The organism is Mesorhizobium sp. WSM4815 (assembly GCF_055811575.1).
Window position 1 is genome coordinate 44,488 of sequence record NZ_JBVVQS010000077.1, and the last position, 16,198, is coordinate 60,685.

12 protein-coding genes are annotated in these 16,198 nt (G+C 62.3%); 9 read left to right on the forward strand and 3 right to left on the reverse strand.

Annotated elements, in window-relative coordinates; translation table 11 throughout:
- Positions 1-4: 4 nt before the first annotated feature.
- Entirely contained in the window at positions 5-1,312 is a 1,308-nt protein-coding gene (locus AC0L2B_RS04810; RefSeq protein ID WP_473744424.1) for a VpsF family polysaccharide biosynthesis protein, read from the forward strand.
- Between the two features lie 15 nt (positions 1,313-1,327).
- On the opposite strand, the gene AC0L2B_RS04815 is transcribed toward AC0L2B_RS04810, so the two are convergent.
- Positions 1,328-2,707 carry a glucosamine inositolphosphorylceramide transferase family protein gene (locus AC0L2B_RS04815; RefSeq protein ID WP_473744425.1) on the reverse strand — a complete coding sequence of 460 codons (1,380 nt, stop codon included), beginning with the start codon at positions 2,705-2,707 and terminating at the stop codon, positions 1,328-1,330.
- A gap of 263 nt (positions 2,708-2,970) precedes the next feature.
- Between AC0L2B_RS04815 and wecB the strand changes: the two genes are divergently transcribed.
- Genes wecB through AC0L2B_RS04830 form a run of 3 tightly spaced genes read left to right on the forward strand, consistent with a single transcriptional unit; the run spans position 2,971 to position 6,249 of the window.
- Positions 2,971-4,125, forward strand: a complete 1,155-nt coding sequence (gene wecB / locus AC0L2B_RS04820) for a non-hydrolyzing UDP-N-acetylglucosamine 2-epimerase (RefSeq protein WP_473744426.1) — start codon at positions 2,971-2,973, stop codon at positions 4,123-4,125.
- Positions 4,118-5,449: a UDP-N-acetyl-D-mannosamine dehydrogenase gene (gene wecC, locus AC0L2B_RS04825; protein ID WP_473515559.1), complete on the forward strand. Its 1,332-nt coding sequence runs from the start codon at positions 4,118-4,120 to the stop codon at positions 5,447-5,449. Before wecB ends, wecC begins: the two co-directional genes overlap by 8 nt.
- Positions 5,446-6,249, forward strand: coding sequence for a WecB/TagA/CpsF family glycosyltransferase (locus tag AC0L2B_RS04830; RefSeq protein WP_473744427.1), 804 nt, complete (start codon positions 5,446-5,448; stop codon positions 6,247-6,249). The genes wecC and AC0L2B_RS04830 overlap by 4 nt, the downstream gene beginning before the upstream one ends.
- A 103-nt stretch (positions 6,250-6,352) precedes the next feature.
- On the opposite strand, the gene AC0L2B_RS04835 is transcribed toward AC0L2B_RS04830, so the two are convergent.
- Positions 6,353-7,792, reverse strand: coding sequence for a lipopolysaccharide biosynthesis protein (locus AC0L2B_RS04835; protein WP_473744428.1), 1,440 nt, complete (start codon positions 7,790-7,792; stop codon positions 6,353-6,355).
- Positions 7,793-7,957: 165 nt separating this feature from the next.
- On the opposite strand from AC0L2B_RS04835, the gene AC0L2B_RS04840 reads away from it, so the two are divergent.
- Entirely contained in the window at positions 7,958-9,085 is a 1,128-nt protein-coding gene (locus AC0L2B_RS04840; protein ID WP_473744429.1) for a glycosyltransferase family 4 protein, read from the forward strand.
- On the forward strand, positions 9,072-10,490 hold the full coding sequence (locus tag AC0L2B_RS04845) for a phenylacetate--CoA ligase family protein (RefSeq protein ID WP_473744430.1): 1,419 nt from the start codon (positions 9,072-9,074) through the stop codon (positions 10,488-10,490). Before AC0L2B_RS04840 ends, AC0L2B_RS04845 begins: the two co-directional genes overlap by 14 nt.
- Here AC0L2B_RS04845 and AC0L2B_RS04850 read toward each other — a convergent pair.
- Positions 10,484-11,728 carry a glycoside hydrolase family 5 protein gene (locus AC0L2B_RS04850; protein ID WP_473744431.1) on the reverse strand — a complete coding sequence of 415 codons (1,245 nt, stop codon included), beginning with the start codon at positions 11,726-11,728 and terminating at the stop codon, positions 10,484-10,486. The two genes, AC0L2B_RS04845 and AC0L2B_RS04850, sit on opposite strands and share 7 nt — an antisense overlap.
- Before the next feature lie 117 nt (positions 11,729-11,845).
- Between AC0L2B_RS04850 and AC0L2B_RS04855 the strand changes: the two genes are divergently transcribed.
- From AC0L2B_RS04855 to AC0L2B_RS04865, 3 genes are all read left to right on the forward strand, one after another.
- Positions 11,846-13,753, forward strand: a complete 1,908-nt coding sequence (locus AC0L2B_RS04855; RefSeq protein ID WP_473744432.1) for a heparinase II/III family protein — start codon at positions 11,846-11,848, stop codon at positions 13,751-13,753.
- A 239-nt stretch (positions 13,754-13,992) separates the two neighbouring features.
- On the forward strand, positions 13,993-14,982 hold the full coding sequence (locus AC0L2B_RS04860; protein ID WP_473744433.1) for a sterol desaturase family protein: 990 nt from the start codon (positions 13,993-13,995) through the stop codon (positions 14,980-14,982).
- Positions 14,979-16,109, forward strand: a complete 1,131-nt coding sequence (locus AC0L2B_RS04865) for a GNAT family N-acetyltransferase (protein WP_473744434.1) — start codon at positions 14,979-14,981, stop codon at positions 16,107-16,109. The genes AC0L2B_RS04860 and AC0L2B_RS04865 overlap by 4 nt, the downstream gene beginning before the upstream one ends.
- Positions 16,110-16,198: the final 89 nt, after the last annotated feature.

A 16,198-nucleotide genomic window follows, 5' to 3' on the forward strand; every position in this document is an offset into this window, starting at 1 on the left:
GGCGATGAGCTATCCCGCCGCCGTATCGGAACGATCCAGCCAGGCGCGCCGTCAGAACGCGCTGTCGCTGCTGTTTTTCCTATACGCGGCGTTGGCGTTCCTGCTCCGCTTCACGGTGTCGCCGCAGATCATGAACATGGTCGTCGACTATACCGCCGACGGCGGTTCGTTCTACGAGAAACTGCATGTCGGCACCTATGCCATCTTCCTGCTGCTTCCTGTCGTCCTTTTCAGCCGACCGTTTCTGCTGCAAGGCGACGAAATTGGAATCTTCAAGGCTTTGCTGCTCTATTCTGCGGTGATTTTCGCGCTGGTGCCGTATCTGTTCATCACCGGCCGTGCCGGCTCCTCCGGGTTTATCATCGATACCTATCTGGTGGCCGGCGCCGCAGGCCTGTTGATGCTTGCCCTGAACGCGCAAGTGCGGCGTGCCTTGGGCGACCTCGTGCTTGGGATGGTGGTCCTCAGCGCTGTGATGGGCACGATCGAAGCGGTGACTCAACATCGATTTCTGCCCTACGGTCTCAACGAACTGCAGTTCAGGCCGATCGGGCTATCGGCGCACCCGCTGGCCCTGGGCGCGCTCTGCGCCACAGTCATCGGGTTCGTACCGCTGACGAACTGGCGCATATGGGTGCGGGTGCTGGCGATCTTCGTATTGCTCGTCGGCTGTGCTGCATCAGGCGCCCGCGCCGCCCTGTTGCTCGCTGCCGCAGAAACCCTCATCCTGCTGATGTTCGTGCCCTGGCCGCGCCTGTCGCTCAAGCATCAGCGGCAGGCCAAGTCTGTCGTGCTGCTGTTCGCCGTGGCGGGCGGCGCAGTGCTGGTGGCCATACTGTTTTCGGGCGGGCTGCTGAACCGATTCGGCAACACGATCTTTGACGAAAACTTCATGGCGCGGGTGACGATCTACCAGGTGTTCGGACTTGTCAGCTGGAAAGACATCCTGTTCGGCATGAACGTCGACGACCTCTTGGCAATCGTCAACGAGAAGTTGCATCTGCCCTACATCGAGAGCGCGCCGGTGGTCATCATCATGCTCTTCGGCTTGCCCATAGCCGCGCTCTTTATCGGGCTGGTATTCTGGTTCATTTTCCGGTTGCTGCGCGGGGCGCCGCTGCCGGCATGGATCGGCACCATGACGTTCCTGCTTGCTGCGCTGTCGAACAACGCGCTCTCGTCAAAATCGCCGGAGATCACCATTATCGTGGTGTTGCTGCTTGCCTATAGAAACGCCCCGTTTCGAAGCGGGCCGGGGAGCATACTGTCGGCCGCGGCTGCATCCGAGCCAAAACTGAATCGGCCTGGATAGCGCAGGCTCCAGACGTCAGCCGGCGCTATCCACAACCTCGAGATTGCCTGCGCGGTTGAGCGTGTGAATGCCAGCGCGGGCCCATGCCGGCCCCGGGCCGATCGGGCGGGGCGGCGCAAAACGGACGTCGAAATCGTCAAGCCGGTCCAGGCGCATCAACCCGAGACCGCCGCCGTAAGCTCTCGATCCGTTTTGCACCGGCAGCACCAGGGCGTCACCGTGGCGGATAAAGGCGCCGCCGGGGCGAGCGGCCGAGTGATCGACGGCGATGGGATTGAGCGCGTGCGCAACCCACGGCCCGCGCAGCGAGGGTGCGGAATAGACCGCCATCGTGTCCGACGCGCTGCCATAACCGAACCGCTCCGTCCCCAACAGCCAGAAGCGGCCGTCCGATTCGAGCAGCGTGGCATCATTGAAATCCTTGTCCGTCAACAGCACGGTGTCGCGTACCCAGCGATCTGGAAACTGCGCGGCGCGGTAGAGCACAAGCTCGCGCGCCGCCGCACTTTCAGGAATCATGAAAATCTCGCCGTCGTGAGCGAACACCTGCGGATACGACAGGTGGTGCTTTTCCTCCAGCACCACCCTCGGCACGCCGAAGCTGCCGTCGTCACCCAGTTCGGCGACAGAAATCACGCCGCGACCCGTAGCGTAGGGAAATTCCTCGACAAACAGATAGTGGCGGCCATCCCGCTCGAGGACGAACGGATCGGCATAGAATCGCTGGCCATCGTCCGGCAGGACGGTGAACGGCTTACCGTCGAGCTGCCCGGTTTCGGCGACACCTGGCCCGTCGATCAGCCGATAGGCAACCTGCCAATAGAAGGGACGCCGTCCAAGCCTGAGTTTTTGCACGGCGCGATCGACCAACCCCTTGCAGAAAAAAGGCAGATAGTGCCGGACAAATCTGCCGTTCCTCAGCATCGGCGCCGGGCTATCGGCTATCGGCGCAAGTTCGCCCGCGGCAACACGGGCGACGCTTTGCGCGACCAGCGAGATGGCCCCAGCGAGCAGGTCGTTGCAGCTGCGAGACAGCCAGAGCCGGTCGCCGAGCATCGGTCGGCCCCGGGCGACTGTTACGCCATCGAGGCGAACGGCAAGTTCGGGCAACCGCCCGCTCGCCAGCATCTCGGCCACACCGGCGGGGAACGTGCTGCGGCCGCAAAATTCGAGCGTCAGAACCGGCGCGTCACGTCGTGCGAAAGTGCCGGTGAGATCGATTACGAGGTCGGCCGGACCAGAACCGCCAGACGGCAACGGTTCGGAGCGGCTTGCCAATGAGGGACCGAAGCGCCGGCTCTCGATCGCCAGCACAACATCCAGGCCGCGTGCGATCGGCGCAGGCGTCGGCGCGCGGCCGCTCGAAACCACGTGACCGGCTGCGCTCAACCGCACCAGAAGCTCATTTTCCCAGCGCCGAGATCCGACCGCGTGGCCGATAATTAAAATATTAGTCAATCGAATATTTTCTTTTTCAAGACTACTCTGCCAAGATACCTATCGGTTCCGGCTTTCATAAGAGTTACCGGGGAGGACGCGGGCTTGGCTGTTAAGCATATGTTAAGATTTAAGGTCACGAGGACGGCTTCTGCCGCTATTATAGCTCTTGTAGCGAATAATCGGCAGGTCGCGACGCCTTCTGGCGACCAGGATCAGCAATGAACGTCCTTTCACATTCAAACCTGCCGTCCAGGCAAAAACTGCTCATCGTGTTCGGCACCAGGCCGGAGGCGCTCAAGTGCTTTCCGGTGGTGCGTGCCGCGCTTGCCCATCCAGGTTTCATCACCGAGACATGCATCACCGGCCAGCATCGCGAGATGGTCGACCAGGTCATCGAACTGACCGGCCTGCCGGTGCATCACGACCTCAACATCATGCAGCCCGGCCAGACATTGTTCGACGTGACCTCGCGTGTCCTGTTGGGCATGGCCGAAGTGCTGGAGAAGGCGAAGCCCGATATCGTCCTCGTGCAAGGCGACACGACCACGGCGATGACTGCGGCTTTGGCTGCCTTTTACAAGCGCATCCCGGTAGCCCATATCGAGGCAGGATTGCGCAGCCACGATATCAACTCTCCGTTTCCAGAGGAACTGAACCGCAAGATTGCCGGCGATATCGCGACCTGGCACTTCGCGCCGACCATCCAGGCGCGCGACAATCTTATCGCCGAAGGAAAGGCTGCGAGCACCATCTTCGTGACCGGCAACACGGTGATCGACACGCTGTTGCATTTTTCCGGCGCGATCGACGCCGACAGGCAGATGAGCGCAAAACTCGCCGCCCGCTTCCCGTTCCTCGATCCCGCCAAGAAAATGATCCTCGTCACCGGACATCGTCGTGAGAATTTCGACGGCGGCATCCATCGTATCTGCACGGCGCTGAAGGGGTTGGCGGTGCGCGACGACGTGCAGATCGTCTATCCGGTCCATCCCAATCCCAATGTGCGCTCGGTGGTCAACGCAGAACTGGGCGGCGTGCCCAACATCCACCTGGTCGACCCGCAGGACTATCTGCCGTTCCTGTTCCTGCAGAAGCAGAGTTATCTGGTGCTGACCGATAGCGGCGGCGTGCAGGAAGAAGCGCCTTCGCTCGGCAAGCCGGTGCTGGTGATGCGTGAGAATACCGAGCGGCCCGAGGGGATCGCGGCGGGCACCGCCCGTCTCGTCGGCACCGATATCCAAAAGATCCTGTTGAATGCCAACAGCCTCCTCGACGACCAGGAGGCCTATCGCGGCATGGCGGAACGACACAACCCATATGGCGATGGCCGGGCCAGTAACCGGATCGTTGAGGAACTGCTGCATCATGGCTGAGATCAAGACCGTTTCCGTTATCGGCATGGGCTATATCGGCCTGCCGACCTGTGCCATCTTCGCCAGTCGTGGGCTCGACGTCATCGGCGTCGACGTCAACGAAGCGGTGGTCGAGAAGGTCAATCGCGGCGAGATCCACATCGTCGAGCCGGACCTCGACGGTCTGATCCAGAAGGTTGTAGCCAACGGCAAGCTCAGGGCTTTCAGCACGCCGCAGCCGGCGGACGCCTTTGTCATCGCCGTGCCGACCCCGATGACCGAGGACCACAAGCCTGACGTGAGCTATGTGCTCGCGGCGGCACGCAGCATTGCCTCGGTGCTGAAGCGGGGAGACCTTGTGGTGCTGGAATCGACATCGCCGGTCGGCACGACGCGCATCATGACCGGACTGCTTGCCGAGTTGCGGCCCGACCTCAAATTTCCTCTCGTGCACGGCGAACAGGCCGATGTCCTGGTCGCCTATTCGCCTGAGCGGGTGTTGCCGGGAAAGGTCCTTACCGAGTTGATCAACAACGATCGCTCGATCGGCGGACTGTCGCGCAAATCGTCGGAACGCACCGCGGCACTCTATTCAACCTTTGTTGCCGGCGACCTGTTCACGACCCAGGCCGAAAGCGCGGAACTGGTGAAGCTGACCGAAAACGCGTTCCGCGACGTCAACATCGCCTTTGCCAACGAGCTTGCGGCGGTGTGCCAGGATCTGTCGCTCAACGTCTGGGAGGTGATCGATCTCGCCAACCGGCACCCCCGCGTGAACATCCTGCAGCCGAGCCCGGGGGTCGGCGGCCACTGCATTGCCGTCGATCCGTATTTTATCATCGATGCCGCGCCCAACAGCACGCGGCTGATGGCTTCGGCACGCCGGATCAATTCCGAGCGTCCGTTGTCGGTGGTCAGGGATATACAAGCCTTGCTCGACCCGTCCCGCAAACAGACGATCGCTTGTCTTGGCCTCAGCTTCAAACCCAATATCGACGATATGCGCGAGAGCCCGGCCGTCGAGGTGGTGAAGCTTTTGTCGGATATTCCCAACCTGAAGATCATTGCGGCTGAACCCAACGCACACAGGCTGCCGCATGAGCTCGAGGGCAAGGGCATCGTCTTCACCGATGCGCTTTCCGCCATCGACCAGTGCGATATCGTCGTCCTGCTGGTCGACCATCGGCAGTTCAATCTGGTTGATCCCGAAGCGCTCAAGGACAAGAAGCTCATCGACACCAGGGGTTTGTGGACCTGGCGCAAGGCACGCAAGCCCGACGCCCGCATCGAAGGCAAGAAATCAGCGCTCGAGGCGCTTCCTGCAAGTGCAGAGGAGGCCGCATGAACGCGCACGACCCGGCATGGGCGCAGCATCGCCTGTTGGTGTCGCGGCGCCGGGAATTCCTTGGCGCGCCGATCCATGCGCTGACCATGGCCGAGACGCTGGGCATCGCCGATGAGGCGATGACCCTGCGGCGGCCGCTGCATCATGTGGTGGTGAATGTCGCCAAGCTTGTGAACATGCGCAACAATAGCGAGCTGCGGGAGGATGTGGCGACGGCGGATGTGATCAACGTCGACGGCATCGGCGTGCTTTGGGGGGCGCGTCTTTGCGGCGTTGCGCTGCCGGAGCGGGTGGCCGGCGTCGACATCATGATCAATCTGCTGAGCCTGTGCGCGAAGCGTGGCTTCAGGCCCTTCCTCCTGGGCGCCGAACAATCCGTTCTCGATGCCGTTGGAATGCGACTTGCCAAGGATCATCCGGGTCTCGTCGTCGCCGGCATGCGCAATGGCTATTTCAAGCCGGAAGACGAGGCCGGCATCGTCGAGGCGATCAACGCCTCGGGGGCCAACTGCCTGTTGGTGGCGATGCCGACGCCGCGCAAGGAGCGCTTTATCAAGCGCTATCGTGACGAACTCACCCCGAGTTTCGTCATGGGCGTGGGCGGCAGTTTCGATGTCTATGGCGGCAAGGTTGCCCGGGCGCCAAAACTGGTTCAAGCGGCCGGTCTGGAGTGGCTGTTTCGCGTGGCACAGGAGCCGCGACGTTTGTGGCGCCGCTACTATGACACCAACACCGCCTACGCGGCGCTGCTGTGCCGGGAGTTATGGGGCCGTCGGGGACGACGGAAGGTCGATCCATAAATAGCTTTACCAGGGCGCCGACCCTGGGCTGCTGCATCAGTCCGAAGTCGGAGCCGCTTTTTCCAGGACTATGGAACGACAATTCGGCAAATGTCGTTGCGGCCTATGCGAGCCGCAGCCGCGCCCTCAGCTTGGCTACGAATTGCATCGCGGCGGCGGGATAAAACAGCCAGGTCAGCCCGAAGAAAACCACTGCGCCAGCGGCGCCGCCGGCGACGAGCGGGAAGATGGCCGGCATATTGCCGAGCAGAGCGCTGGCAAGGCTGGCGGCCAGCCCGGTGCTGAGCGAGATGACGACCGACATGCCGATGTCGCGCCATGGCACCGGCACCGGCGTCAGCCGTTCGCTGATGACGATGCAGGCTAAAAGGCCTGCCAGCGATCCGCCCGCCAGCGCCAAAGCGGCGCCGACCTCCGCCATCGGCGGGATCAACAGCACGGACAATGCGATTGTCGCCACCGAGCCGAAGGAATTGGCGATGATCAGCAGCCACGGCCGCTTGTGTGCGTGCACCACGGTGCCATAGACGAAGCTGGCGAGATTGGCACACAGCACACTGAAGGCGATGATCGGAAAGAGCAGGCCGAAACGGCCGTGATACTCGGCGGGCAGCAGGAATTGCGTGATATCGCTGCTGAGTGCGACCAGCATCGCTGCAACCGGCAGGCAAAGGCGCATCATCAAGGCCATCAATTGCGACAGCAGCCGGCCCGATGCCGCGGGCCCGTCGTCGTCGAACCGGCTGACCACTTCGGGAAAGGCGCCCATGTTGATGGAATTGGCAACCATATCGATCGGCTGGCGGGCCAGTGCATAGGCTGCAGCGAAGATCGCGACTGCGCCGGCATCGTAATAGATCTTGAGGAACACACGCTCGGCGCTGTGCAGGCCGAAGCCGACCAGCGCCATGATGACCAGGGGCACGCCGAGGACGAAGAACTCCTTTTGGGTGAAGCGTGGCGGACCGGCAACGACGCGTCGGGATGCCATGACGCCCGCCACGATGCCGGCGATCAGTACACCGAGGCTCGAGCCGAGCGATACCGTCAGAAAGGAATCTTGAAAAATGACGATGGCGCCGATCGGCAGCGCCAGCTGCAGCACGGCGCGCAGGAACTCGAGCATCGAATAGACCGAATGACGCTGCTGCATTTGCAGCACCGTCAACGCGTAGCGGCCGATGGAACCGGCGATCAGGTAGCTGCAGACGGCGATCGCGAACTCGACCCAGCGCTCCGGCACGATCACTGCAGAGGCGACCACGGATATGATCAGCGCCAGCGCCGTGCTGGCAAGCAACACCCGCCCGGCCAGCATCAGGCTGCCGCGGCTGACGTCGCCTTTGCCGCCAAGCCTGAGCAAAGCGATGCGCAGCCAGTTGGTGACCGCAATGTCGGTCATTTCGCCGACGGTCACCACCAGGGTCAGCAGCCCATACTCGGTCTGGTCGACCAGCCGCGTCACGATGACCAGCAGGAGCAGCGCGGAAATCCGCGTCAGCAGGATCGCCGGGGCGTAGATGAGCGTGGAGCGCAGCAGCAAAGGGTTGTCCCCGGAAAATTCCGCCTCGACTAACCGTCGACCGGCGGAAAATCCAGCGCGACAGCGGCGAAGGGTGAATAGATTCAGTTTGAACTAAAAGATTTGCCGTAAACTTACCGGGATCGTTTGCTTTGTGGTTACGCGGTCCGTGCTATCCAGAATACCATGCTGCAAAGTCTCTTACCCGATCGAAAAATACATGTCCTGGTCGCGACCCCGTCGGGTGTGTCGGGGCAGGGCGGCATCGACCGCATCATGGCGGCGCTCGATCGCGAACTCCAACGGCAGGGAGACGGAAAGGTCGAAGCGCGGTTCCTTCCCAGTCGCGGTTCGGGCTCGGTCGCGCTGTCGGTCCTCTACATGATTGGCTTTTGCCTTCGGATGGTGGTCGCGCGTGTTGCCGGCCGTGCCGACGTCGTTCACATCAACGTATCGAGCTTTGGCAGTACCTACCGCAAGATGGTCATCGCGAGGTGCGCGCGATTGCTCGGCATCCCCTATGTGCTGCATTTGCATGGAGCTCAATACCAGACGTTCTGGAAGGAAAACCGCAGCTTCATGAGCCGCCGCATCCGGCATATGTTCGAGCATGCCGATCGGATCGTGGTTCTGGGCCGTATCTGGCGCGACTTCGTCACTGCACGGGCGCCAGGCGCGGCCGCGAACATAGTGATTGTGCCCAATGCCACCGAAGTCCCGTCCCTAGCCCATGTCGGTGGTGGAGACAGCGTTCACATCCTGTTCCTGGGCCGTATCGGCGACCGCAAGGGCGTGCCGCAATTGTTAGACGCACTGCATCGCATGAAGCCTGTCAGGCAGTGGCGCGCCACAATCGCCGGCGATGGTGACGTCGAGGCCGTACGGGCAAGATCGGCCGGGCTGCGGCTTGCCGGATGTATCGCCTTTCCAGGCTGGGTGGGTCCGAACGAGGTTGCATCGCTGATCGCTTCGGCCGACATTCTGGCGCTCCCCTCATTCGCCGAAAACCTCCCGGTCTCGGTCATCGAGGGAATGGCCTCCGGCCTCGCGGTGGTCACCACGCCTGTCGGCGCGGTAGAGGACATCATCATCGACAGGAAAACCGGGTTGCTGGTGCCGCCCGGCGATGTGGCGGCGCTGACCGAGGCACTGACAGAACTGGTTGACGACACGGCGTTGCGCGCCAGTCTTGGCTCCGCTGCCATGGCGGTGCACCGGGAACGGCTGGAGCTTTCTTCGTTCGCGGCATCGATATGCCGTGTGTGGCAAGAGGCGGCAAACGGCAGGCCGGTGCAAAATCGTGAATTTTCTTGACGTAGCGCGCGGTGCCTATGTGCGAAGCCCGCCGGCGGTCAGGCGGCTGCTGGCGCCCATGCTGGCACTGGCGCCAACGCGGGTGAAATTTGGTGCGACCTATCGGGCATGGCGGAGCCGGATCGCCAAGGCCGCCGAGGATCCTGTCTATGCCGGGCAATTTCATCTGGCCGCGCTGCGCGCGCTGTTGCAGAAAGCCCATGCGGGCAGTCCGTTCTATCGCGAGTCGATCGACCAGGCCCTCGGTTCTGGTTTCGATCTGTCGAGGCTGGGACTTGCCGACCTGCGCCGCCTCCCGGTCCTGTCCAAGGACATCCTGCGGGCGGCTGGAACTGCAGCGTTGGCGGTGCCGATTGCCCAACTGGATGAGGCCTCCGGCAACGGCTCCAGCACCGACAAGCCATTTCGCTTCTATCTCGATAAGGATCGGAGCGCCCGCGAGATGGCGTTCGTCTACCACGTCTGGTCGGGGATCGGTTATGATGAAGACACGGCGCGCGTCTGCTTCCGCGGGTTCAGCCTCGATGCCACCGGCAAGCGACTGCATGAATGGGACCCGGCACTTCGCGAGCTAAGGCTCGCTGTCTTTCCAATGACGGTCGACGACGCCGATGCCTATCTCGACCTGATCGACGCGCGGGGCATCACGTATTTTTATGGCTATCCCTCGGCCATAGAGCTGTTTTGCCGGCATATGCGCGTGCTTGACCGAGTACCAAAACGGCCCGTCAAGGGCATGATGATGATCTCGGAGCCAGTCCATGCCCATCAAAGGGAGATCATCCGAAGCGTTCTTGGCAACGTACCGCTGTCCTGCTTCTATGGGCTCAGCGAAAAGGTGCTGTTCGCCGAAGAAACGCCCGGAGCCCCCGGCAGCTACGCGTTCAATCCTCTCTACGGCCTCGCCGAATTGGTCGACGCGGCAGGCGAGCCGGTAACAGAGACAGGCAAGGAGGGAAGGCTCGTCGGCACTGGCTTCCTGTCGACCGGCATGCCTTTCATCCGCTACGATACCGGCGACTCTGCCCGGTTGGTGGAACTGCCGAATGAGGCAAACGGCCAGCGGCTTAGAGTCGAGGCTGTCATGCCGCGCCGAAACGTCGACTATCTGGTGACCGCCGACGGCGGCCGGGTGGTGACGACGCACCTCGTGCCCGACGGCCCCGCATTCTTCGACGGCATAGAGGAACTGCAATTCTACCAGGACCAGCCCGGCGAGGCATTGATTCGCTATATCCCGACCGCCGGGGCGGCACCTGCCTGCGCCGCGCGACTCGTCGAGACGTTGGTCAACCGCACAAACGGTCGTATCCGGTTTTGCCTGAAAGCCGTGGACCGCATTGCCGCCGGGCGGGGCGGCAAGCGGGCGCTCATCAACCAGCAACTCGACATGTCGCGTTACTGAGACGCAAGACCCAGCGCTCGCACCAGTCCGGCATCGGCTATAGGCGGTCCGTCGGGGAGGATCAGCGACATCCCATGCGGATTGGCGAATTCCCAGACAGACCAGGGTATCGCGAAGCGTTCCGCCTGCTGGCGCACCGCCTCGAGATAGCGCAGACGGTCAGCGTCGAACGCGCCCATGCGGCCGTCCGCAGACATGAGGATGACGCCGAATTCGCCCATGAACAGTCGCCGGCCTGGAATGCCATGCGCCTCGGCCCAGTCGACCGCCTGACGGAAGCTCGCCTCGAGTTGGCTCGGCCCCCAATTCTGCTCGAAATACCGGGCGATTGCTTGACGCGCCGCGACCATGTTCATCACCTGCTCGACCGGGCTCAAGCCGGCGGCGTCCATCCGGGCCTTAAGGGTTTCGGTCACCTTTTCGGGCGTGCTGCTGTCGGCCGGCCAGGGCAGCCCCGAGGCGAAAGCGCCTGTCCCGTCAGACCGCTGGTGCGTGAAACTGTGCGGCTCGTACATATGGAAGCTGTAGTAGACATTCGGATCGTCAAAGCCGGGGGCGAGATTGACCAGTCCGGCAATGCTGCCGCCACAGGCGCCTGTTGCGACGATGGTGAGTTCACTGCTGACTGCGCGAATATCGCGGACCGTGTCTGCCATGATCCGTTGCCAGTCATCGCTGCCGCTCGAATCACAGGGGTAGTATGCCGGCTCGTTGTAAGGCTCGAGGGCTACCTTGTCGGTGCCAACCCTGGCCAGCATGGCGGCGACCGCCACAACCATTTCGCGATAGCTGGCGACGCCTTCGCTGTCGGCACCGTCATGGATCATCTCCATGCCGTAGGCCGGAACCTGGGTGACGCCGTGCAGGTCGAAAACCACCTTGAGGCCGGCCGACGTGACCCGCTCGACCGCGGCGGCAAGTATGTCGAGCGCCTGCTGGCGTTTGGCGCCCCGGCTGGCAAGCAGAGGGCCGGGGTCGACGCTCAGCCGGACGAAGTCGAAGCCCATCGACCGAATGCGCGCAAACGCGTCGCCGGGCCAATCGGTGAGCGGCCTATGTCCAGCGCGCCACTCCTGCTCGCTGCGATAGGGCGGCCAACGGTAGGATCCATCCTCCTCCACCGGCGACCAGTTGAGCCATTCATGCACACCAACGCCGCGCTGCAGCGGGATCGGCGCAGCGCTGGCGGCTATCGCCATGCCGAGCATCCACGCTGCAACAAACGCCGTCCTTCTCATCGCCACTCTTTCCGTTTCATGGTTGGAGATATTAACCGCAGGATCGGAAAAGAGGATTGCGGTCGCTCGGCTTTTCGACAGCATGGTATACAAGAATCGAAACCCTTGCGGGGCGGTATGAGAATCGGCTGGTACATCAACCGGTTGCGCAGCATGGAGCCGGCTGAGGTGTTGCACCGGCTGGGCGAGCAGGGTCGAAGGATCGCTTCGCGCCGCCGCGACGGCGGCTGGCAGCGTTATGCTTCGCCCGGGTTGCATCCGGTGCTGCGTGGATTGCGCGATGCTGTGCTGAATGCGACACCGGCACAACGGCAAGCCATAGCGGCGGCGGCGCAAAACACGCTTGGCGGCGAGTTTTCCGCACTTGGGCGGACATGGCCACGGCGCAATCCCGATCGGCTGTTTCCTCCCGAGCTTTGGCGCCTTGATCCGGTGACCGGCAGGCTTTGGCCGGGTGCCGAGGCCCATACTTTCGATATCGATTTTCGCCACGGCGGCGGCCGCGGCGATGTAAAATATGTGTGGGAGATCAACCGGCTGCAGCAGTTGCCGCTACTGGCGGCCCACCTGCTTCTCGCCGGCGACGACCAGTCCCGAAGGGCCATAGAGGCGGCGATCGGCAGCTGGCATTCGGCCAACCCGCCGTTTCGGGGGGTTGGCTGGGCCTCCGGCATCGAAGTCGCGCTGCGCGCCATCAGCCTGATTGTCACCATGGACCTCGTCGGCGACCGATTAGGCGCGGCGACACGGCAGCAAGTGGGCGAAATACTGGCGGCAAGCGCCTATTGGCTGCCGCGGTTCCCCTCCCGGTTTTCCTCCGCCAACAATCATCTCGTCGCAGAACTGGCTGGCGAGTATCTGATCGGCCTGGCGTTGGGGGCTGCAGCCGACGCTGCACGCGGCGCCCTCCAGGCTGAGGCGGGCAAGCAGATTCTCGCCGATGGCGCCGGTGCCGAGCAGACCCCGACATACGCGGCCTTCACCGCCGAACTCATCTTGCTGTGCGCCGCTGCGGCACGCCAGGCCGGAACGCCGTTTGCCTCGCCCGTCGAAGCGCGCCTGGCCGCTTTTGCCAATTTCGTCGCCTGGCTGCCACCAGCCGCCGGCTTTGGCGACAATGACGAAGGTCGCGTGCTGACGCTCGGGGACGAGCCGGACTATGTCCAATCCGTCGCCGCCGCCATCCATGGCTTTCTAGGGATGCCGGGCAACGCGGCGGAGCCAGACGATTTTCGTGCCCTTTTCTTTGGCACGCCGTCGGAACCGGCACCGGTGTCGCATGGGCTGCAAACGTTCACGCAAGGCGGGCTCTCCGTCTGGCGCGGTGAGATGAATGGCCGCAGCATCGATCTGACATTCGACCACGGCCCGCTGGGCTATCTCTCGATAGCGGCTCACGGCCATGCCGACGCGCTGTCGCTCACCTTGTGCATCGATGGCGAGCCGGTGCTGGTCGACCCCGGCACCTGGCTCTACGGTTCGGGGGGCGTCTGGCGCGACTGGTTCCGCTCAACACCGGCGCATAACACGCTGAATATCGAGGGCAAAAGCCAAAGCATCATCGCCGGAGAGTTCAACTGGTCGCACAAGGCGATTGCGGAGTTGGTGGAGAGCGAGCCGGGAACGCACTGGAAACTGCGCGCCCGCCATGACGGGTATAGAAGCCGCTTCGGCGTCGTGCATCAGCGCACCGTGACGCACCAGGCCGACGGGATCGTCGTGACCGACCAACTGCTCGGCGGCAGGCGCGTGGCCGAGGTCGTCTTTCAACTCGCAGCCGGCCTCGGCGCCAACCGGGACGAAAGCACGGTCATGGTGCTGCGCGGCGATGAGCCGCTGATAGCCATTCGCTTTCCGGACGCTGCGGTCGACATCCGCGCCGGCGGCGACGCACCGGGGCAGGGCGGCTGGGTTTCACCGCGTTTTGGCGCCAGGCAGCCGGCCGAACGCATCGCCTGGCGTGGCGAAGTGGGCGAAGACGGAATTGAGATACACCTAGCGGCAATCCCCCGGCCATTACGATAGCAACCGGCCCTGCAGCAGAGCGGCCTGTCCGGTGCTCCGGCCATATTCGAGATTAATTATGCTCGGACATTTAGCGTTTTGTTACGGTTGAACTGCTAGTCTGGCGCAAGTCCGGCATGCTTTTGCTCGTTGCAGCCGCAATAGCCACCTGGTTGCCGGCAACATGCAGTGGGTTTGGCAAGTTTTTTGCTTCGCAATTCGCCGGACGGCCATTTTACGGCACAGGAGCCACCGCACCGATGTTTTCTGAATTCGCCGGATTGATTGTGGAAAAGCTTTCGAACGTCGATCTGGTGACGCTCGGCCTCCTGTTTTTCACGGCACTGGGGAGCGCGGTGGTCGCTTACTGGCGGACTGTCGAGCATAAATCCCTCAGGGATTTTTTCGATTTCGCTTTCCCGGCGGAAGTCATCCTGCACCCGTCGGCGCGAGCGGATTTCCTATTTTGGGTCACCAAACGGGCGATAATGCCATTCCTGCTCATCCCTGCCGGCGTCACCTTCGTTGCCGCCGTCGGCTATGGGACGCACCACGCAATCGGGTGGCTGCTCGGTATCCAGGCGCCGCTCATCGATGGCGCGGCCGGACCGGTGACGATCGTCGTCTTCACCGCAACCATGCTTATCGCCTACGACATTTCATACTATCTTTACCATGTCGCCCAGCACCACTTCCCGTTCCTGTGGGAATTGCACAAAGTGCATCATTCGGCCGAGGTGATGGTGGGAATCACCAAGGATAGGGTTCACCCGCTGGACGATCTGATGAACCGTATCTGGGATGGCGTCATCCCGGGGATCTGCTTCGGCATCTGGAGCCTGATCGCGCTCGATCCAGTCGAGATCGCCATCTTCGGCATCAACGTCTATGTCATCCGCAACATCCTGATGATGGACTTTGTTCGTCATACCCATTTCAAGATTTCCTTCGGCCCGTTGAACAACGTCATCTTGTGTCCGCACTGGCACCAGGTGCACCACAGCATCGACCCTCGCCACTACGACAAGAATTTTGGCCTGCTGTTTTCGTTCTGGGATCGCCTCTTCGGGACGCAGTTTGTCCCGGATCCGGATGAAGACCTCAAATTTGGCCTGATTGATCGCGATGTGCGCGACTATCAATCGCTCTTTGGGCTTTACATCCTGCCGCTCAGGAAGATGGGAGGGCATGTCCGCAGACTGTTCCAGAGGCGTCCGGATGCCATCGCAGAGGATCGTTCCCCTTCATGAACACCATTGTTTCGATTGACGCCTCGAGCGCGGAGCGCCTGGAAGTTGTCCGTTCGGCGGATCGCCTGGCTGCGATCGAAGCCGATTGGGCGCATCTCTGGCATCGCACCGATGGGCTGGTCTTTCAGAGTCATGCCTGGATTTCGGCCTGGTGGAATACCGTAGCGGACCGTGACCAGCGCGCGCTGCGGATCGGCCTGGTCTGGAATGGTGACAGGCTCGTTGCTGTCGTTCCCATGGCGATCCGCAAGCGCAAGGGCCTGCGGTTTCTCGAATGGGCGGCCAGCAGCTATACCGATTACGGCGATATTCTCGTTGCTCCGGAATGCTCGTTATCGGCCCTGCAGGGAGTATGGGCCCGGATCTGTGACGCCGGTGGCTTCGATATTGCCTTTCTCAATCGTCTCTTGCCGGGTGCGGCGGCCCGCAAAATTCTCACTCCGGATACCTCCAGCGGGATCAGGCTTCGCCCCAATCACAGGGAGGAAGTCAGTTATCGCGTCGCCGGACAGTGGGCGAGCGGAGGAGCGTGGTTCGCGGAGCAGTCGAAAAAGACACGGCAGAATTATCGGCGCGGCGTCAAGACGTTGGAAGAAGCCGGCGAAATGAAATTTCGCCTGCTTGCGCCAGACGAGCCACTGCAGCCGGTACTCGACCGGCTCTCTGCCCTGAAGCGCAGATGGCTGGTCGAGCGCAAGCGTGAATCGCAACTTTTCGAAGAGGGAGCGCCGGTACTGGCCGCACTTGTTGACGCGCTGGCGCGTGCCGGCGTGCTGCACATTTTCGTACTTGAATGCGATGGCGCAATGGTCGCGGTTTCCATCAACTTCGTCCAGCACCACACCATGATGGCGTTCGTGACCACTTTCGATCCGGATTTCAGCCAGGCGTCGCCGGGCATGATCCTGATGATGGACTACATACAGTGGTCGTTCGATCACGGCTTGAGCACGGTCGATTTCCTGTGCGGCGCAGAGGCGTTCAAGCATAAATTCGCAACGCAGGGCGTTGTCCTGCAATCCGTCCTTGGGACGCGCACGGCGCAAGGCTCGCTCGCTTCCCTTGCCGATCGTATGCGTCAAAGGGTCCGGCACGCACGGGGGCGCGGATTGGTAACGACAGCTTGATTTTCGGCTTTGATCGGCGCCGGAACGCCGTGTCCGACCGGCAATGGCGAGCGGTGCCATATCGCTTCCGGGCCGCCGGCAGCACGAAC

What these genes read in the sequence shown, in the direction of transcription:
- AC0L2B_RS04850 (WP_473744431.1), bottom strand. Translation starts at nt 11,728, where the DNA reads ATGAGAAGGACGGCGTTTGTTGCAGCGTGGATGCTCGGCATGGCGATA.
- AC0L2B_RS04865 (WP_473744434.1), top strand. Translation starts at nt 14,979, where the DNA reads ATGAACACCATTGTTTCGATTGACGCCTCGAGCGCGGAGCGCCTGGAA.
- AC0L2B_RS04830 (WP_473744427.1), top strand. Translation starts at nt 5,446, where the DNA reads ATGAACGCGCACGACCCGGCATGGGCGCAGCATCGCCTGTTGGTGTCG.
- AC0L2B_RS04840 (WP_473744429.1), top strand. Translation starts at nt 7,958, where the DNA reads ATGCTGCAAAGTCTCTTACCCGATCGAAAAATACATGTCCTGGTCGCG.
- AC0L2B_RS04810 (WP_473744424.1), top strand. Translation starts at nt 5, where the DNA reads ATGAGCTATCCCGCCGCCGTATCGGAACGATCCAGCCAGGCGCGCCGT.
- wecC (WP_473515559.1), top strand. Translation starts at nt 4,118, where the DNA reads ATGGCTGAGATCAAGACCGTTTCCGTTATCGGCATGGGCTATATCGGC.
- AC0L2B_RS04855 (WP_473744432.1), top strand. Translation starts at nt 11,846, where the DNA reads ATGAGAATCGGCTGGTACATCAACCGGTTGCGCAGCATGGAGCCGGCT.
- wecB (WP_473744426.1), top strand. Translation starts at nt 2,971, where the DNA reads ATGAACGTCCTTTCACATTCAAACCTGCCGTCCAGGCAAAAACTGCTC.
- AC0L2B_RS04860 (WP_473744433.1), top strand. Translation starts at nt 13,993, where the DNA reads ATGTTTTCTGAATTCGCCGGATTGATTGTGGAAAAGCTTTCGAACGTC.